Raw genomic sequence first — 17,309 nt, forward strand, 5'->3', positions numbered from 1 at the left:
ATACTGGGCCTGCTGGTCACGCCAGTGCTGTTTTCCGTGCTGGACAAGGTGACGGCCGGCATGGTGGCCGGCAAACTGTTTAGCCATCTCGCCTGGGTCGGCTTAGTGTGCGGCGTCTTCTTGCTGGCCGACTATGTGTGGCGTATCGGTGCGCGTGGCGTGAAAGCGGGCACGTTCTGGCTGCTGTTCGGCATGCTCTTGTGCACCGTGATCAACCATTTTGCTGTGTCGCCGATTATTGCCGACTTGAAACTTTCGGTGAATCAGGCCGCCGAAGGGTTGTTTGGTGGCGGTTTTGCTACTTGGCATGCCATTTCAAGCCTGATCTATCTGGTGCAAAGCCTGCTGGCACTGGTCTATGTGCTCAGGCGCGATAGCTAGGCCGATGTACCGGCCATAGAAAAAGCGGTGGCAAGTCACCGCTTTTTTCTTTAGCCTTGAGTCAAAGAAACAATCAAGGCATGGCCTTGAGTGCTTTTTTGCTCTTGGGCAAGACAATGCGCTCTTTATCCGACGGGCGCCACAGAACCAGCAATTTGCCGATATGTTGTACCGGCGCTGCATCCAGGTCATTGCAGATCTGCTCGTACAGTGCAACGCGCGCATTGCGGTCATCGCCCTGTACCCGGATCTTGATCAGTTCGTGGGCGTCCAGACTGATAGCGATTTCGCGCATGACCGACTCGGTCAGCCCGCTGTTGCCTATCATGACAACAGGAGAAATTTGGTGCGCCAGACCCTTAAGGTAGGTGCGCTCGAAGGTGGAAAGTTCGATTTTCATGGTAGTGCTTCCAAAGCAAAACGGGATTCTACTAAAAACTTCCACTTTTTGCCCGAACAATACGCTGAAAATGGCAGATAAACAGTCACTTGGCCGTTTCAGATCACTTTTTACTGTGACCGCCGCTTGTAATGACAGGTTTGAAAAATGAAGAGAAGTACGAGTAGTAACCAATGGCTGTCCGAACATGTCAATGATCACTGGGTACACCAGGCCAAGCAGGATGGCTATCGCGCCCGTGCCGCCTACAAGCTGATCGAGATAAACGACAAGGACAAACTGATCCGCCCCGGCACGGTACTGGCCGATCTGGGTTCGGCACCGGGCAGTTGGTCGCAGGTGGCCTCCCGTATCGTCGGCGACAAGGGCAAGGTGTTCGCGCTGGATATCCTGCCTATGGATGCCATTGCCGACGTATCATTCATTCAGGGTGATTTTCGGGAAGACGAGGTTCTGGACCAATTTATTGACTTGCTGGATGGGCGTGCATTGGATCTTGTAATTTCGGATATGGCCCCCAATATCTCCGGCATGAGCGTCATGGATCAGGCCAGAAGCTTCCATCTGTGTGAGCTGGCCTTGGAGTTTGTCCGCGAACAATTGCGGCCCGGCGGTAATTTTCTGGTCAAAGTGTTTCAGGGCAGCGAATTCCAGCCCTATCTCAAGGCGATGCGGGAAGTTTTCAGTGAAGTGGTATCGCGCAAGCCCAAGGCATCGCGTGACAGATCTACCGAAATTTACCTTTTAGGTAAAGGCCGGCGCTGACATCGGCGTCTGGTCAGATTACAATCAAAACAGCTATTCAGGCATAACCGTCAGGGCACAAAGGAGTCGGCTCGCGTGAACAACATAGGCAAGAATATCGCCATCTGGGTCATCATCGGTTTGGTGCTGATGACTGTGTTCAACCAGTTCAATAAGCGTCAGGAAACCCAGAACCAGATCGAGTATTCGCAGTTCGTCAGCGATGTCGAGTCGGGCAAGGTGCAGTCACTGACGATAGAGGGCGATCCGCTGCGCGGACAGTGGCTCAAGGGCAAGCGTACCGACGGTACCGCCTTCAGCACGTTTGCGCCGTTTGACTATCGCCTGGTCGATGATCTGGTCAAAAACAATGTGCGCTTCGGTGCCAAGCCGGAAGAGCAGCCATCGATGCTGATGAGCATCTTTGTCAGCTGGTTCCCTATGTTGTTGCTGATCGGTGTGTGGATCTTCTTTATGCGCCAGATGCAGGGCGGCGGCGGCAAGGGCGGTGCCTTTTCGTTCGGCAAGAGCAAGGCGCGCATGCTGGATCAGGAAACCAATACCATCACTTTTGTGGACGTGGCCGGTTGCGACGAAGCCAAGGAAGAAGTGAAAGAGGTTGTCGATTACCTGAAGGATCCGACCCGCTACCAGAGCCTGGGTGGCCGCATTCCTCGCGGCATCCTGCTGGCGGGCTCGCCGGGTACCGGTAAGACCCTGCTGGCCAAGGCCATTGCCGGTGAAGCCAAAGTGCCGTTTTTCAGCATTTCAGGCTCCGACTTTGTCGAGATGTTTGTCGGCGTGGGTGCGGCGCGTGTGCGTGACATGTTCGAACAGGCCAAGAAAAACTCGCCATGCATCATCTTTATTGATGAAATCGATGCTGTTGGTCGCCAGCGTGGCGCCGGTGTCGGTGGAGGCAATGACGAACGCGAACAGACGCTGAACCAGTTGCTGGTCGAGATGGACGGCTTTGAAACCAACTCCACCGTGATTGTGGTCGCCGCGACCAACCGTCCTGACGTGCTTGACCCTGCGCTATTGCGTCCGGGCCGTTTTGACCGACAGGTGGTGGTGCCTTTGCCGGATATTCGTGGCCGCGAGCAGATCCTGAGCGTGCATATGCGCAAAGTGCCGATCGCTGCCGACGTGAATGCCGAAGTGATTGCGCGCGGGACACCGGGTTTCTCCGGTGCCGACCTTGCCAACCTGATCAATGAAGCCGCCCTGTTTGCCGCACGCCGCAACAAGCGTCTGGTGGATATGGAGGACCTCGAATCGGCCAAGGACAAAATCATGATGGGTGCCGAGCGCCGCTCCATGGTAATGACCGAGGAAGAGAAGAAGAACACGGCCTATCACGAGTCGGGCCATGCGGTGGTGGCCAAGCTGCTGCCTAAGTCCGATCCGGTGCACAAGGTCACCATCATTCCGCGTGGCCGTGCGCTGGGCGTGACCATGCAACTGCCGGAACAGGATCGCTTCTCCTATGATCGCGGTTATCTGATGGACAGGATCGCCATCCTGTTTGGCGGCCGTATCGCGGAAGAGTTGTTCATGAACCAGATGACGACCGGTGCTTCCAACGACTTCGAACGTGCCACGCAAATGGCGCGTGATATGGTGACGCGCTACGGTATGTCGGATCGCCTGGGTCCTATGGTCTACGGCGAAAACGAGGGTGAAGTCTTCCTTGGCCGTTCGGTGACCACGCACAAGAATATGTCGGAAGAGACCATGCGTCAGGTGGATGCTGAGATTCGCCGTATCATCGACGAGCAGTACGCGCTGGCGCGCAAGCTGCTGGAAGACAACCGCGACAAGGTCGAGGCGATGACGGCTGCGCTGCTGGAGTGGGAAACCATCGACGCCAACCAGATCAACGACATCATGGATGGCAAGACGCCGCGTCCACCCAAGCCCGGCTCCAGCTTTACGCCTAAGCCGGATGACAAGCCCAGTGATCCGACGCCTGCGCCTAGCGTGATGCCGGCACAGGGGCTGTAAGGTACGCTTGTCCCGTTCTGATCAAGGCGGCAGTGAAAACTGCCGCCTTTTCTTATTTGAGTCTTCCGCTTGAGCATTTTATGACTACTTTCCAGTGCGGGCGTTTTGCCCTGGATCTTTCCCGTCCCTTGATCATGGGCATCCTGAATGTCACGCCGGACTCGTTTTCCGATGGAGGCCACTTTGATAGGTGCGATGCCGCCTTGCTGCATGCCCGGCAACTGGTGGCCGAAGGTGCTGGCATTCTCGATATCGGTGGCGAATCGACCCGTCCCGGTGCGCCTTATGTATCGCCCGAAGACGAGTGGGCGAGGGTCGCCCCTGTGCTGGAAGCTGTGCGCGAACTGGGCGTGCCCATCTCGCTCGACACCCGGCGCGCTGCTGTGATGCGGGCGGCACTGGATGCGGGTCTGGTTGACCTGATCAACGATGTCTCTGCGCTGGAAGATGCAGGCGCGCTGCCCCTGGTCGCCAAGGCGCAGGTGGGCATTTGCCTGATGCACAAGCAGGGTAACCCCGGCACCATGCAGCAAAAGCCCGAATACGAAGATGTGGTGGCCGAGGTGGGCTCGTATCTGGCCGGGCGCGTGGCATTGTGTTTGCAGGCCGGCGTGGAGCGCGGGCGCATTCTGGTCGATCCGGGTTTCGGTTTTGGCAAGACGCTGGCGCACAACCTTTCCTTGCTGGCTAATCTGGCGGCAATCGAGCGGCGTGCCGGCGTGCCTTTATTGGTTGGCCTGTCGCGCAAATCCATGCTGGGCGCCATTACCGGCGAAGCAGAGCCTGCCCAGCGCTTGGGGGCCAGTGTGGCAGCCGCGATGGAGGCTGCGCGGCGCGGAGCCAAGATCATCCGCGTACACGATGTGAAGGCCACACACCAGGCTTTGCAGTTGTGCACGGCGCTGGAGAGCATGACGTCATCCGCCGTGTCGTGAGAAAATAAACCATCATTTATCCAGCCGGGCTGATGCCGGCTTAGCAAGCGAAGGGCAAGAGAATGAGCCGCAAATATTTTGGGACGGATGGCGTACGCGGGGAAGTCGGCAAGGCACCGATTACGCCCGAATTTGTGATGAAGCTGGGCTATGCTGCCGGCCGTGTTTTGGTGAACCATGATGGCAGTCATCGTCCTTCGGTGCTGATAGGCAAGGACACGCGCATCTCGGGCTATATGCTGGAAGCTGCGCTGCAGGCCGGTTTTACCGCCGCCGGCGTCAATGTACTGTTGACCGGCCCTTTGCCGACACCGGGTATCGCCTATCTCACCCGCGCGCTGCGTCTGGAAGCCGGGGTGGTGATTTCGGCTTCGCATAATCCCTTCCAGGATAACGGGATCAAGTTCTTTGCCGAAGGCGGCAACAAGCTGGATGATGCGCTTGAGCTGGAAATCGAGGCCATGCTGGATCAACCGCTGGAAACCAAGCCTTCGCACGAATTGGGGCGTGCGCGCCGTATCGATGGCGCCGCCGAGCGTTATATCGAATTTTGCAAGAGCAGCTTCCCCAACGAGCTGGACCTCAAGGGCATGAAGTTGGTGGTGGATTGCGCCCATGGTGCGACCTATCACATTGCACCGAATGTCTTTCATGAACTGGGCGCCGAAGTCATCACGCTGGGTTGTGATCCGGACGGGATGAACATCAACGACAAGGTCGGAGCCACCTATCCCAAAACCTTGCAGGCTGCAGTGCTGCAGCATGAGGCCGATTATGGCGTGGCGCTGGATGGTGACGGCGACCGCCTGATCATGGTTGACCGCCATGGCCAGGTGTACGACGGCGACCAGCTGATCTATGTGATTGCCCGTGCACGTGCCGCGCGCGGCGAACTGAAGGGCGGCGTCGTCGGCACCGTGATGACCAATATGGGCATGGAGCTGGCACTAAAAGAGCGCGGCATCGAGTTTGCCCGTGCCAAGGTCGGTGACCGCTATGTGCTGGAGTTGCTGCACGCCAATGGCTGGCAACTGGGCGGCGAGGCTTCCGGCCATGTCCTGTGTCTGGACAAGCATACAACCGGCGACGGCATCATTTCCTGTCTGCAAGTATTTGCCAGTCTGATGCAGCTGGACAAGGATCTGTTGGATATTTGCCGCGACTGGCAGCCTTTCCCGCAAAAAATGATCAATGTGCGTTTGCAGGGGCAGGACTGGAAGCAGGCTTCGGCCGCAGCACTGGCCGAAGCCGAGGCCGAGCTGTCCGGGCGTGGGCGTGTGGTCTTGCGCCCGTCCGGTACCGAGCCTGTAGTCAGGGTGATGGTCGAGGCGGATGAGTTGGGTCTGGCAGAACGTTGCGCCAAACAGATTGCCGAGGCGATAGAAGCGGCGGCTTGAGAGCGATAGCTTCACATAAAAAATCCCGCGACATGGTCGCGGGATTTTTCTTGGCTGCTACCTGAGGATTCAGGTAGGCAGATAGTGGCGCGGTACGCGGGTCGAGATCGCGCACATCAGCTCATACCCCAGCGTGCCTGCCGCACGGGCGATGGTTTCTATCGGCAGACCCTGGCCCCACAAGGTCACGCGGCTGCCGATGCCCGCTTCGGGCAGGGTGCTTAGGTCGACGACCAGCATATCCATGGATACGCGGCCGACCGTACCGGAGAGCTTGCCGTCGACCAGTACCGGCGTGCCGCTGGGCACTACGCGCGGATAGCCGTCGGCATAGCCGCAGGCCACGATGCCGATGCGCATGGGGTGTTCGGCCTGGAATGTCGCGCCATAGCCAACGATTTCACCGGGCTGAATGTGCTGCACGGCAATGATGTCGGCCGAGAGCGTCATGCCGGGCCTGAGTCCCAGTTCTGGCCCGTTGACGTCGTCAAACGGCGAGCAGCCATAAAGTGTGATGCCGGGACGGACGGCATCGCCGTGCGTGTGCGCATGGCGGAAGGTCGCGGCCGAGTTGGCGGCGCTGATGGCCAGACCTGATGCGCGGGCGAGCGGCTCAAATTTTTCCCATTGCCCGGCCACGCCGCGTGCATCGTCTGCCGTGGCGAAGTGGGTCATGATGGTGCTGAGTTTGACTGCAGGATGGGCGCGCAGCCTGTCCATGGCGGCTGGTGCGGCCTCCGGCTGGAAACCCAGACGGTTCATGCCGCTATTCACTTTTAGCCAGGCCTCGAATGGCAGATCGGACTGCAGTTGTTCCAGCCAGGCGATCTGGTGCAGGCTATGTACGGCGCCGGCTATGCGGTTTTCCGCCATGCGTACCGTGTCTTCCAGATCAAAAGCGCCTTCCAGTAGCGTCATTGGCTGCTGGATGCCGGCGCGGCGCAGGCGCAATGCGTCTTCAAGGTTTAACAGGGCAAAGCCGTCAGCGATGTCGGCGAGAGCTTGCGCGACCTCGAGTGCACCATGGCCATAGGCGTCAGCCTTGATGACGGCGTAGGCGCGTGCGCCAGGTGCTTGTTGTCTGGAGTGCTGATAGTTGTGGCGGATCGCTGCGAGATCGATCTCTAGCCGGATCGGGCGTGTCATGTCGGTTTTTCATCGGAGGAGGTGTGATATTATAAGCCGCTGTTTATGGATGGGGGCAAGGTGGCTGTGCACCCCATTTATGCTTCCGGCTAACGGCATGAGCGCACTTTACTGACATGGACATCCTTCAGGTCTTACTCGATCTATTTGCATCGTACGGCTATCTGGCCGTTTTTCTGGTGCTGTTATTGTGCGGTTTCGGCCTGCCTATCCCCGAGGATGTGACGCTGGTCGCGGGCGGCATCATTTCCGGCCTTGGTTACACCGATGTGCATACCATGTTTGCCGTCGGTATGGCCGGGGTGCTGATCGGGGATGGCATCATGTTCACCATAGGGCGGGTGTTCGGCGACCGCGTGCTGCAATTCCGGCCCATTGCCCGTATCCTGACCAGGGAACGCTTTGAGGCAGTGCAGGAGAAGTTTTCCAAATACGGCAACTGGGTATTGTTTGTCGCGCGTTTTCTGCCGGGCTTGCGCTCTCCCATTTTTCTGACTGCCGGTATGACCCGGCGCATTCCGTATTGGCGCTTCCTGCTGCTGGATGGTTTTGCCGCGTTGATTTCGGTGCCGGTGTGGGTTTATCTGGGGCACTTTGGCGCTTCCAATATCGATCAGCTGATGGTATGGGTGCATCGTGGCCAATACGGCATTCTGGCTGTTCTGGCGGTGCTTGGCCTGGTGCTTGGTGGCCTCTGGTATTGGCGCAAGCGTAAAGCCTGAGCCGTTTTTCAAATGTAAAAAAGCCATCACGCAGTCGTGATGGCTTTTTGTTTGTCCGGCCAGGCGTATCAGCCTACCGATAGCAGTTCTACGTCAAACACCAGGGTCGCATTGGGCGGAATGACACCACCGGCACCGCGTGCGCCATAGCCAAGTTCGGCAGGGATGGTCAGCTTGCGCTGGCCGCCAACCTTCATGCCCTGTACGCCCAGATCCCAGCCCTTGATCACGTGGCCTGCGCCCAGCGGGAAGGAGAAAGGCTGGTAGCGGTCGCGGCTGGAGTCGAATTTGCTGCCGTCTGTCAGATAGCCGCTGTAGTGCACGGTTACATCCTGGCCGGCAACGGCTTCCGTACCTTCACCCAGTACCACGTCTTCAATGATCAGTTCCTGGCTCATGATCTTTCCTTCCTCTTGCATCGCTCAAAAACCGGATTTTACACACAAGCTTGAGCGCTTGTGGGAAGGGGTAAAGAAAAATGCCGACAGTCTGAGTTTCCTTGCATATAACGAAGCTAGACGCTTCACCCACGCCTTGAAAAAGGGGACTCATGATGGACATCACCCACCTGCCGTCGCGCGATCATCCGGTCGTGCACCATGTATCGCCTGCCGATACTTTCAACTGGCTCAAACTCGGCTGGCGCGATCTGAAAAAAGCGCCGGCCGATGCCGTTTTTTACGGTGCCGTTTTTGTCATCATGGGCTATCTGTTGGTGTTCTATTTCAAGGATGCACCCGAAGTCGTGATCACGCTGGCGGCGCTGTTTTTGCTGGCCGGACCGTTTCTGGCGATCGGCCTTTATGATATTGCCCGCCAACTGGAGATCTTCAAGGGAACGCGTGTCAATCTGGTGCACAGCATGCTGGCCTGGCGTGCCAATATTCCCAGCTTTACCCTGTATGCCGCCTTGCTGGCAGTGCTGGTGTTCGGCTGGTTCCGCGTATCGCTATTGATGTTCGCGCTGTTTTACGACACCTCGGCGCCGACGCTGGCGTTGCTGGTGGCTGAGGCATGGTCGCCCGAACATCTGGCCTTCCTGATTGCCTACTTTGGCGCAGGGCTGATCTTTGCCGTGGTGGTGTTTGCCGTCAGCGTTATTGCCATCCCGATGATGCTGGACAAGGAAATCGACACCATCTCCGCCATGGCTGTCAGTGTACAAGCCGTACACAAGAACCTGATGACGATGGTGTGCTGGGCCGCTATTATCGTGATCCTGACTGCGATAGGCTTTGCCACCTACTTCGTCGGCCTGATGGTATTGATTCCGTTGATCGGCCTGTCTACTTGGCATGCCTATCGCTCCATCATTACCTATGAGCGCTGAATGATTCCTCACATTGTTTTTCTTGACCGGGACAGCCTGCCTGTCCCGGTGCCGAAGCCCGATTTTCCGCATACTTGGCAAGAATTTCCTTCCTGTTCTCCTTCCGAGCTGCTGTCTGCCGCCTCTGGCGCCGATATCGTGATCAGTAACAAGGTTCCCCTTGATGCGGCGACACTGCGGTCTTTGCCCCGGCTCAAGATGATTGCCGTGGCGGCGACCGGGGTCAATCATATCGACCTTGCTGCCTGTCAGGCGCAAGGGGTGGCAGTCGCCAATATCCGCCACTATGGGGATGACGCGGTGGCCGAGCATGCCTTTATGCTGATGCTGGCTCTGCGGCGTAATCTGCCGGCCTATCAGCGCGATGTGGCGGCCGGCTTGTGGGAAAAGTCCGCCAGTTTTTGCCTGTTCGGCTCGCCTGTCCGCGATGTGGCCGGCGCACGGCTGGGATTGTTCGGCCATGGCGGTATCGGGCAGGCAATGGCCATGCGCGCCCGTGCTTTCGGTATGGAGGTGGTCTTCGGCGAGCGTCGTGGTGCGGCTACCGTGCGTGAGGGGTATACCGATTTCGATACAGTGCTGACGACATCGGATGTCTTGTCGCTGCATTGCCCTTTGACGGATGACACGCGCGGCATGCTGGGCGAGGCCGAACTGATGCGGGTCAAACCGGGCGCCATTTTGATCAATACTGCACGTGGCGGCCTGGTGGATGAGCCCTCGGTGGTGGCTGCGCTCAAGTATGGCCAATTGGGCGGGGCGGGTTTTGATGTGTTAAGCGAGGAACCCGGACGCAGCGATAATCCGCTGCTGCGTGCACGCTTGCCCAACCTGATTGTGACGCCGCATATAGGCTGGGCCAGTCACGAAGCGATGAGCCGTCTGGCTGGCCAACTGGTCGCCAATATGGCTTCATTTGTGGCAGGGGAGAGGCAGAACCGGGTAGTTTGATTAATTTGCCGCAGCCCTGAGTAAAGGACTGCATGTCTGATTTGAGTGCTAGGGCTTGATCTCGTTGGGGTTGAGCCGTGGCGCTTCTTCTTCGCCCATGCCCAGCTTACCGCGCACGCAGCTGATGTAGCGGTTGACATCGGGTCCGCCGCCATAGCGCTGGGCATGCCAGACCATTTCGCCCAGGCATTCCATCATGTCATGCTGGGCACGGTGTTCGTCGCCATGGCGCAGGGCAAGCTGGGTATAGAGTGCGCGGATGCCGAAGGGCTGGTCTATCGTACGCTGTTCTTCTATCGCCATATGCAGGCCCAGATGCATGAAAGGATTGCTTTCCCCCATTTCGGGTGTCCATTCCTGCTCCAGATAGTCTTGCGGATTGTCTACGATGTGATGGTATTCGGGATGGGCCAGCAAGGTGGCGAGGGCGATTTTCTCCAGATCGGAGAGTGCAAGGGCAGTTTTATGCTTGGCCCAGATCTCGAAAAAAAAGCGGCGGGCGTCCTGACGGCTAGGGTTGAACATGATGTGGTCCACTGTGGTAGACAGAAAATTATACGTGAAGGAGTAAGCGCCATGCATAGCTTGAAAGACTTCTCTGCGCGGCTGATTGATGGGCGTGAGCTTTGTCTGTCCGATCTGGCCGGCAAGGTGGTATTGGTGGTCAATACCGCCAGCGAGTGCGGCTATACCCGCCAATACGAAGGACTGGAGGAACTCTATCGCCATTTTGCTGAACAGGGCTTGGTGGTGCTGGGCTTTCCCTGTAATCAGTTCGGTCATCAGGAACCAGATGCCGAGGCGGTGATCGCGGCATTTTGCCAGGGCCGCTATGGCGTCAGCTTTCCGCTGTTTGCCAAGGTCGATGCCAACGGACCGGATGCGCATCCTTTGTGGCGCTGGCTCACCCAGGCCGATACTTCGCACCCGCATCCGGTGAAATGGAATTTCACCAAGTTCTTGCTGGACAGGCAGGGCAGGGTGGTGATGCGTTTCGAGCCGGCGGTGGCACCGCACGAGTTGTTGCCGGATATTGAGGCTTTGCTGGCTGCACGCCCTTTATCGGCCAGTTGATCCGGTCTGCGAAAAAAAGGCTGCACCTTATCCGGAGCAGCCTTTTATTTCATGCCTGATCGCCTGCGTGTTTAGCTTGTGGCTTTACGGCGGAAGATTACATCCCACACGCCATGCCCCAGACGGATGCCGCGCGCTTCGAACTTGGTCAGCGGGCGGTAGTCGGGGCGCGGTGCGTAGGCTTCCGCCGTGTTTTCCAGTTCGTACTCCACGCTGAATACTTCCATGATCTGGAGTGCGTAGTCTTCCCAGTCGGTGGCCGCGTGCAGATAGCCGCCCGGCTTGAGCTTTTTGACCAGCTTGGCAATCAGCGGGCTCTGGATCAGGCGGCGCTTGTTATGGCGCTTTTTGTGCCATGGATCGGGGAAGAAAATGTGGATGCCGTCAAGACTGGCATCGGCCAGCATATGGTCGATCACTTCGACTGCATCGTGGCGGATGATGCGCAGGTTGGTGAGATTCTGCTCATCGATTAGCTTGAGCAGATTGCCCACGCCGGGCGAGTGTACTTCCACCGCCAAGTAGTCTTTGTCAGGGTTGCCGGCAGCGATCTCTGCCGTGGCCGTGCCCATGCCGAAACCGATTTCGAGAATTTTCGGGGCGCTGCGGCCGAATGCTTGGTCCAGATCGAGAATGGTGTTCTGGTAGTCGATGCCCCACTTGGGCATGCCTTCGTCCATGGCGCGTTGTTGCGCTTGGGTCAAATGCCCCTGACGCAGAACAAAGCTGCGGATGTGTCGCTGGTAAGCCGGATTTTCCATGATTCTCAGAGCCAAAAACTGCGAAAAAACGCGATGTTACCGAAAGCAGCCCAGGATGGCGAGGCCGGTTTAGCGCTTATCGGCCTCGTCCCGCGCGGCCCGGTAGTGTGCGATCCAGTGCTGGACATCCGGCCATTGTAAGCTAACCCCCAGTTCACGCAGGATGCGCTGGTTGTGCAGACGGCGTGACTCGGCCAGAAAAGACCATATTACAGGCGAAACGTGCTGCCTGACTTCTGTGCGCGGCAAACGCGGCACGCGGGTCAGGTCATGCGCATCGGCTACCAGATCAAACCAGTCCCCCATGCGTGTCGGCTGCTTATCACAGGCATTGTAGACGCGTATTCCGTGCGGGCGCTTCAATGCGGCTACACACAGCATGGCCAGATCATCTGCATGAATGTGGTTGCTCCAACTGTCCTGTTCGCGGGTGATGGCGGGCGTGGCATTGATAATGCGTGCCAGCGGCAGGCGCTCTGCCGCGTAAATACCCGGCGTGCGCAAGATGGTAAGGCTGGCACCTTGGCTGGCAGCAAAGCGGCGTAACTGTTGCTCTGCATCCAGCCGCCGCCGACTGCGATCAGAGTTAGGTGCCGGGGTGCGGGTTTCGTCTAGCCAATCGCCACCTGCATCCCCGTAAACGCCGCTGGTGCTGATGTAGACCAGGTGCTGTGTTATGCTTTTGGGTTTAGCTAGCGCGGATAAAAAGCGGCGCATGCGCTGATCGGTATACCCTTGGCTGGCGGGTGGCGCGCAATAAAGCACCTTGTCTGTCAGCGCGGCAAGCCGTGTCAGCGAGTCACGCTCATCCAGATCCGCCATCACTGGCGTGATCCCCAAGTTGTGTGCTGCATCAACACCCTCCTTGCTTCTGACCATGGCCAGTACGCGCCAGTGTTTGGGGAGGGTGAGGCTTGCGCGGCGGGCGATGTCGCCAAAGCCGATGATAAGCAGGTTTTGCATAAGGCATATTGTAGCTGGATTGAAGTCGAGGAAAGAAATGACAAATCGGGTCAAGGTGATGTCGTCCGGACATTCCTTTAATGTTGAAGCACATGAAACCATACTCGAAGGCGCTTTGCGCGAGGGTGTGGCCCTGCCTTATGGCTGCCGCGATGGTGCTTGTGGTGCCTGCAAGGGTAAGGTCGTCTCTGGCGAAGTAGAGCAGGGCGGCTATCAGGACAAGGCTTTGTCTGCGAGCGAACGCGAGCAGGGGATGGCGCTGTTTTGTTGCGCCCGCCCCAAGAGTGATATCTGTATCGAGGTACGCGAGGTGGCCGGGGCAGGGGATGTCCAGATTAAGACGCTGCCTTGTCGCGTGGACAGCATAGAAAAAATACACGATGTGGCCGTGTTGAAGTTGAAACTGCCAGCCGCCGAGCGCCTGCAGTTCAAGGCCGGGCAGTATATCGATATCCTGATGAAGGACGGCAAGAAGCGCAGTTTCTCTATTGCCAATGCGCCGCACGACGATGCCTTTATCGAACTGCATGTGCGCCATCAGGCTGGCGGCAGTTTTTCCGATTATGTATTCAATCAGATGAAGGAGCGTGAAATCATGCGCTTCAAGGGGCCGCTGGGTTCTTTCTTTCTGCGCGAAGACTCGGACAAACCTATCATCCTGCTTGCCAGCGGTACCGGCTTTGCCCCGATCAAGGGTATGGTCGAGCATGCCTTGCATCACGGCAGTCTGCGCCCGATGGTGTTTTACTGGGGGGCGCGTACGTTGGCTGATCTGTATATGGCCGAGCTTGCCGGTTCCTGGCAGACCCGCCACCCCAACTTCACCTTTATACCGGTTTTATCCGAGCCTTTGGCCAGTGATAACTGGCAGGGGAGGACGGGTCTGGTGCATCAGGCCGTGCTGGACGATTTTGCCAATCTCTCGGGCTACCAGGTCTACGCCTGTGGTGCACCGGTGATGGTCGAGGCGGCGCATACCGGCTTTACCCATATGCGCAGCTTGCCAGAAGACGCATTTTTCTCCGATGCGTTTTTCCTGTCCAAGGATAGTATCAAGCCTTAGATATTACGTCAGATATATTTACCTATTTATGATGCCATGTGCCCTAATGACGGGACATGGCATTTTTTATGTGCCAACTAAGCCGTGATATTAGCGATATGGGGGGTAGGTGATCGCATGCTTCTGTTTAAGCCCACGGTGCTTGTTTTATGAATTCAGTGCCTCGGCATGTGTTGGGGCTGTGCGGTTTGGCTGTGCAGCATGGCATGCAGTCATGAGAGATGGGGGGCAAGGCTAATAAATTCCTATTTTTTGCGGGTGTGAAGCTTGAATAGCCGACATTTTTATTATTTTTATGCGACATTTTTTTATGTTTTTTCGTCGATATTCATGTTGCGGTGTCAATTTTTTTATCACGAGCATGCTTGTCTTGTATGCATTTATGCCTGGTGGCGATGTTTTCCGTACGCATATAGATGCGCTTGAGGTAATGATTTTGGATTGTGTAGATGGCTGATTATTAATGGGAATTTATCTTTGGTTGCTACATTTGTATGGATGGATCGTTTGTTTTTTTAATGAATATGGTGATTAAAATTTAGTCATCTACACGGAAAAAAATGTGACTTTTGCTGGGAATGATCTAGGTCAAACAAACGGTTTGTCCGGTCTGGACGCTGCGATCAGGACGGCGTTATGATGTGAGGCATCAGAATTTAATAATATAACAACAGTTTTAGTTTCTTTACTATTTAACAAAATCACGGAGAACAAACATGTCTGCGGAAACTGAAAGCAGCACACCCAAGCTCAAGCTTGGTGCTCTGACTGCCCTGGTTGTAGGTTCCATGATTGGTGGCGGTATTTTCTCGCTGCCACAGAATATGGCCTCCGGCGCGGGTGCCGGTGCCATCATTATTGGTTGGGCAATTACTTTTGTCGGTATGCTGGCGCTGGCTTTTGCATTCCAGCAACTGGCTAACCGCAAGCCTGAAGTGACCGGTGGTGTGTACGGCTATGCCCGCGCCGCTTTTGGTGACTATGTAGGCTTCAACTCGGCCTGGGGCTACTGGATCTCGGCCTGGATCGGTAACGTTGCCTACTTCGTGGTGATGTTCTCCGCGCTGTCTTTCTGGTTCCCCGCTTTCGGTGAAGGCAATACCGGCCTGGCAATTGTTTGCGCCTCCGCTTTGCTGTGGGCGCTGCACTTCCTGGTACTGCGTGGCGTGCATGGCGCGGCGATGATCAACACCATCACCACCATCGCCAAGCTGGTTCCGCTGGCGCTGTTTATCGTGATTGTGTTGTTCTCGTTCAAGATTGACACTTTCAATCTGGACTTCTGGGGTTCTGCCGATCTGGGTTCCATCGTTGACCAGGTCAAGAGCACCATGCTGGTAACCGTTTGGGTGTTCATCGGTATCGAAGGCGCATCGATGTTCTCCGGCCGTGCACAGAATATGTCTGATGTGGGCAAGGCAACCGTGATCGGCTTCCTGCTGACCATCGCACTCTTGATCGCCGTATCGGTACTGTCGCTGGGCGTGCTGACTCAGCCTGAACTGGCTGCACTGAAGAACCCGTCTACCGCTTATGTGCTGGAAGCCGCTATTGGTACCATGGGCGCCAATATCATGAACGCCGGTCTGGTGATCTCGGTAGGTGGTGCGTTGCTGGCCTGGACCCTGCTGTCCGGTGAAACCCCGTACCTGGCTGCCCAGGACGGCATGATGCCTAAGGTATTCGGCAAGACCAATGCCAACGGTTCGCCTGCTGCATCGCTGTGGCTGACCAACGGCATGATCCAGCTGTTCCTGATCATCACCTACTTCAACGGTTCCGTGTACCTGAGCCTGGTTTACCTGGCCACGTCCATGATCCTGCTGCCTTACCTGTTCTGCGCCGTGTACTCGCTGATGGTTGCCCAGCGCGGTGAAGGCTACAAGGCCGGCGAATCTGCCGCCAAGGATCTGGTTGTTGCCGTGATCGCTTCGGTATACGGCGTATGGCTGCTGTACGCGGCTGGCCTGCAGTACCTGCTGCTGTCCATGGTTCTGTATGCACCGGGTCTGCTGTTCTATGTATGGGCTCGCAAAGAGCAGGGGCAGAAGCCTTTCAATGGTGGTGAAACCATTCTGGCTGCACTGATCGTCGTACTGGGCATCTACGCCGCTTACGGCCTGTCTGTCGGCACCCTGTCGCTGTAACAAGATTTTTCTGAGGTGGCTGCTGTGCAGCAGCCACCGCGAGTAAACCGTTTTACCTATGTGACCCTCGGGTGGGGGTTGCAACAAACCTACTGATTGCTCTTAAGGAGTTCAAGATGTCGAAGTTTGGTGTTCATTCCGAGTGCGGTAAGCTGCACAGTGTTATGGTTTGCCGTCCAGGTCTCGCGCACAAGCGCCTGACGCCGGACAACTGCCACGGCCTGCTGTTTGATGATGTAATCTGGGTTGAGCGTGCTCAAAAAGACCACGACTACATGGTTGAGCAAATGCGCGCCCGCAACATCCACGTACTCGAAGCGCACGAAGCGCTGGGTACCGTGCTGGATGACAAGGCTGCTCGTAGCTGGATTCTGGATCGCAAGGTTAAGGCTGACAACGTCGGTATCGGCATGCTGGGCGATCTGCGCAGCTGGCTGGATGAAATGCCATCGGCTCAACTGGCTGATCACCTGATTGGCGGTATCGCCAAGCTGGATCTGCCATTCGATCCTAAAGGCCTGTTTGGCGGCTACCTGGACAGCTCCGATTTCGTCCTGCCTCCGATCCCGAACAGCCTGTTCCAGCGCGACCCATCTTGCTGGATCTATGAAGGCGTGACGCTGAACCCGATGTACTGGCCAGCACGTCGTCAGGAAACCCTGATTCTGCAATCGATCTATCAGTTCCACCCATACTTCGCCGGCAAGGTAAATGTATGGTGGGGTGATAGCGACAAAGACCACGGCCCAGCTACGCTGGAAGGTGGCGACGTAATGCCAATCGGTAACGGCGTTGTTCTGATCGGTATGGGCGAACGCACCAGCCCGCAAGCTGTTGTTCAGACTGCCAAGGCTGTGCTGGGCAAAGAAGGTGGCGCTACACGCGTTATCGCTTGCCAGATGCCTAAGTCGCGTGCCGCGATGCACCTGGATACCGTATTCTCCTTCCTCGATATCGACCTGCTGTCGTCCTTCCCGGATGTGGTAGACGAAATCATTTGCACCAGCATCTACGCTGGCGACAAAGAAGGTGAAGTCCGCTTTGAACGTCACGATGGCGTACATCTGGTTGACGTGGTTAAAGAAGCACTGGGTCTGAAAGATATCCAGGTTATCACCACCGGTGGTGATGCATTCCAGCGTGAGCGTGAGCAGTGGGATGATGGTAATAACGTCGTTGCCCTGGATCGCCGTGTCGTTGTTGCTTACGACCGCAACACCTACACGAACAAGCTGATGCGTGACGCTGGCGTGGAAGTGATCGAGATCCCAGCATCCGAACTCGGCCG

At 56.8% G+C, this 17,309-nt stretch carries 18 protein-coding genes; 12 read left to right on the top strand and 6 right to left on the bottom strand.

Annotation, left to right across the window (positions count from 1 at the left end; genetic code table 11):
• On the top strand, nucleotides 1-381 hold a 381-nt coding region (locus EGI20_RS11790; protein ID WP_498631642.1), incomplete at its 5' end, for a DUF4149 domain-containing protein.
• Between the two features lie 73 nt (nucleotides 382-454).
• Here EGI20_RS11790 and EGI20_RS11795 read toward each other — a convergent pair.
• Nucleotides 455-781, bottom strand: coding sequence for a YhbY family RNA-binding protein (locus EGI20_RS11795; RefSeq protein ID WP_124735164.1), 327 nt, complete (start codon nucleotides 779-781; stop codon nucleotides 455-457).
• A gap of 147 nt (nucleotides 782-928) precedes the next feature.
• On the opposite strand from EGI20_RS11795, the gene EGI20_RS11800 reads away from it, so the two are divergent.
• The 4 genes from EGI20_RS11800 (at nucleotide 929) to glmM (ending at nucleotide 5,864) form a co-directional block, all read left to right on the top strand.
• On the top strand, nucleotides 929-1,546 hold the full coding sequence (locus tag EGI20_RS11800; RefSeq protein ID WP_498631643.1) for an RlmE family RNA methyltransferase: 618 nt from the start codon (nucleotides 929-931) through the stop codon (nucleotides 1,544-1,546).
• A gap of 75 nt (nucleotides 1,547-1,621) precedes the next feature.
• Nucleotides 1,622-3,532 carry an ATP-dependent zinc metalloprotease FtsH gene (gene ftsH, locus EGI20_RS11805; RefSeq protein WP_124735162.1) on the top strand — a complete coding sequence of 637 codons (1,911 nt, stop codon included), beginning with the start codon at nucleotides 1,622-1,624 and terminating at the stop codon, nucleotides 3,530-3,532.
• Between the two features lie 80 nt (nucleotides 3,533-3,612).
• Nucleotides 3,613-4,467 (top strand): dihydropteroate synthase, encoded by an 855-nt coding sequence (folP, locus tag EGI20_RS11810; protein WP_498631645.1) that lies wholly within the window; start codon nucleotides 3,613-3,615, stop codon nucleotides 4,465-4,467.
• A 62-nt stretch (nucleotides 4,468-4,529) separates the two neighbouring features.
• Nucleotides 4,530-5,864, top strand: coding sequence for a phosphoglucosamine mutase (glmM, locus tag EGI20_RS11815; RefSeq protein ID WP_498631647.1), 1,335 nt, complete (start codon nucleotides 4,530-4,532; stop codon nucleotides 5,862-5,864).
• A gap of 69 nt (nucleotides 5,865-5,933) precedes the next feature.
• Here glmM and alr read toward each other — a convergent pair whose 3' ends face one another.
• The gene (gene alr / locus EGI20_RS11820) at nucleotides 5,934-7,010 is read right to left on the bottom strand and encodes an alanine racemase (protein ID WP_498631649.1); all 1,077 of its coding nucleotides are present in this window, start codon (nucleotides 7,008-7,010) and stop codon (nucleotides 5,934-5,936) included.
• A gap of 116 nt (nucleotides 7,011-7,126) precedes the next feature.
• Between alr and EGI20_RS11825 the strand changes: the two genes are divergently transcribed.
• Nucleotides 7,127-7,732, top strand: coding sequence for a DedA family protein (locus EGI20_RS11825; protein WP_498631651.1), 606 nt, complete (start codon nucleotides 7,127-7,129; stop codon nucleotides 7,730-7,732).
• A 68-nt stretch (nucleotides 7,733-7,800) separates the two neighbouring features.
• On the opposite strand, the gene EGI20_RS11830 is transcribed toward EGI20_RS11825, so the two are convergent.
• Nucleotides 7,801-8,130: an FKBP-type peptidyl-prolyl cis-trans isomerase gene (locus EGI20_RS11830; protein WP_498631653.1), complete on the bottom strand. Its 330-nt coding sequence runs from the start codon at nucleotides 8,128-8,130 to the stop codon at nucleotides 7,801-7,803.
• A gap of 152 nt (nucleotides 8,131-8,282) precedes the next feature.
• Between EGI20_RS11830 and EGI20_RS11835 the strand changes: the two genes are divergently transcribed.
• Nucleotides 8,283-9,062, top strand: coding sequence for a DUF2189 domain-containing protein (locus EGI20_RS11835; protein ID WP_498631655.1), 780 nt, complete (start codon nucleotides 8,283-8,285; stop codon nucleotides 9,060-9,062).
• Entirely contained in the window at nucleotides 9,063-10,013 is a 951-nt protein-coding gene (locus EGI20_RS11840; protein ID WP_498631657.1) for a D-2-hydroxyacid dehydrogenase, read from the top strand.
• 48 nt (nucleotides 10,014-10,061) lie between these two features.
• On the opposite strand, the gene EGI20_RS11845 is transcribed toward EGI20_RS11840, so the two are convergent.
• Complete coding sequence (locus tag EGI20_RS11845) at nucleotides 10,062-10,538, bottom strand: DUF1841 family protein (RefSeq protein ID WP_498631658.1); 477 nt, start codon at nucleotides 10,536-10,538, stop codon at nucleotides 10,062-10,064.
• Between the two features lie 51 nt (nucleotides 10,539-10,589).
• Between EGI20_RS11845 and EGI20_RS11850 the strand changes: the two genes are divergently transcribed.
• Nucleotides 10,590-11,087, top strand: coding sequence for a glutathione peroxidase (locus EGI20_RS11850; protein ID WP_498631660.1), 498 nt, complete (start codon nucleotides 10,590-10,592; stop codon nucleotides 11,085-11,087).
• A 71-nt stretch (nucleotides 11,088-11,158) separates the two neighbouring features.
• Here the strand turns inward: EGI20_RS11850 and trmB are convergent, their stop codons facing one another.
• Both trmB and EGI20_RS11860 read right to left on the bottom strand, forming a co-directional pair.
• Nucleotides 11,159-11,848 carry a tRNA (guanosine(46)-N7)-methyltransferase TrmB gene (trmB, locus tag EGI20_RS11855; protein WP_498631661.1) on the bottom strand — a complete coding sequence of 230 codons (690 nt, stop codon included), beginning with the start codon at nucleotides 11,846-11,848 and terminating at the stop codon, nucleotides 11,159-11,161.
• Nucleotides 11,849-11,917: 69 nt separating this feature from the next.
• Entirely contained in the window at nucleotides 11,918-12,811 is an 894-nt protein-coding gene (locus EGI20_RS11860; RefSeq protein ID WP_498631663.1) for an SDR family oxidoreductase, read from the bottom strand.
• Nucleotides 12,812-12,848: 37 nt separating this feature from the next.
• Here EGI20_RS11860 and EGI20_RS11865 point away from each other — a divergent pair, with 37 nt between their 5' ends.
• From EGI20_RS11865 to EGI20_RS11875, 3 genes are all read left to right on the top strand, one after another.
• Nucleotides 12,849-13,874: a CDP-6-deoxy-delta-3,4-glucoseen reductase gene (locus tag EGI20_RS11865; RefSeq protein ID WP_498631665.1), complete on the top strand. Its 1,026-nt coding sequence runs from the start codon at nucleotides 12,849-12,851 to the stop codon at nucleotides 13,872-13,874.
• 716 nt (nucleotides 13,875-14,590) lie between these two features.
• Complete coding sequence (arcD, locus tag EGI20_RS11870; protein WP_498631667.1) at nucleotides 14,591-16,021, top strand: arginine-ornithine antiporter; 1,431 nt, start codon at nucleotides 14,591-14,593, stop codon at nucleotides 16,019-16,021.
• A gap of 116 nt (nucleotides 16,022-16,137) precedes the next feature.
• Nucleotides 16,138-17,309: arginine deiminase (locus tag EGI20_RS11875; RefSeq protein WP_498631668.1), on the top strand; the 1,172-nt coding region annotated here is incomplete at its 3' end.

Source organism: Aquitalea sp. S1-19, from assembly GCF_024343515.1.

Coding starts and splice junctions, on each gene's coding strand:
- EGI20_RS11795 (WP_124735164.1), bottom strand. CDS start 781: ATGAAAATCGAACTTTCCACCTTCGAGCGCACCTACCTTAAGGGTCTG.
- EGI20_RS11800 (WP_498631643.1), top strand. CDS start 929: ATGAAGAGAAGTACGAGTAGTAACCAATGGCTGTCCGAACATGTCAAT.
- folP (WP_498631645.1), top strand. CDS start 3,613: ATGACTACTTTCCAGTGCGGGCGTTTTGCCCTGGATCTTTCCCGTCCC.
- glmM (WP_498631647.1), top strand. CDS start 4,530: ATGAGCCGCAAATATTTTGGGACGGATGGCGTACGCGGGGAAGTCGGC.
- alr (WP_498631649.1), bottom strand. CDS start 7,010: ATGACACGCCCGATCCGGCTAGAGATCGATCTCGCAGCGATCCGCCAC.
- EGI20_RS11825 (WP_498631651.1), top strand. CDS start 7,127: ATGGACATCCTTCAGGTCTTACTCGATCTATTTGCATCGTACGGCTAT.
- EGI20_RS11830 (WP_498631653.1), bottom strand. CDS start 8,130: ATGAGCCAGGAACTGATCATTGAAGACGTGGTACTGGGTGAAGGTACG.
- EGI20_RS11835 (WP_498631655.1), top strand. CDS start 8,283: ATGATGGACATCACCCACCTGCCGTCGCGCGATCATCCGGTCGTGCAC.
- EGI20_RS11840 (WP_498631657.1), top strand. CDS start 9,063: ATGATTCCTCACATTGTTTTTCTTGACCGGGACAGCCTGCCTGTCCCG.
- EGI20_RS11845 (WP_498631658.1), bottom strand. CDS start 10,538: ATGTTCAACCCTAGCCGTCAGGACGCCCGCCGCTTTTTTTTCGAGATC.
- EGI20_RS11850 (WP_498631660.1), top strand. CDS start 10,590: ATGCATAGCTTGAAAGACTTCTCTGCGCGGCTGATTGATGGGCGTGAG.
- trmB (WP_498631661.1), bottom strand. CDS start 11,848: ATGGAAAATCCGGCTTACCAGCGACACATCCGCAGCTTTGTTCTGCGT.
- EGI20_RS11860 (WP_498631663.1), bottom strand. CDS start 12,811: ATGCAAAACCTGCTTATCATCGGCTTTGGCGACATCGCCCGCCGCGCA.
- EGI20_RS11865 (WP_498631665.1), top strand. CDS start 12,849: ATGACAAATCGGGTCAAGGTGATGTCGTCCGGACATTCCTTTAATGTT.
- arcD (WP_498631667.1), top strand. CDS start 14,591: ATGTCTGCGGAAACTGAAAGCAGCACACCCAAGCTCAAGCTTGGTGCT.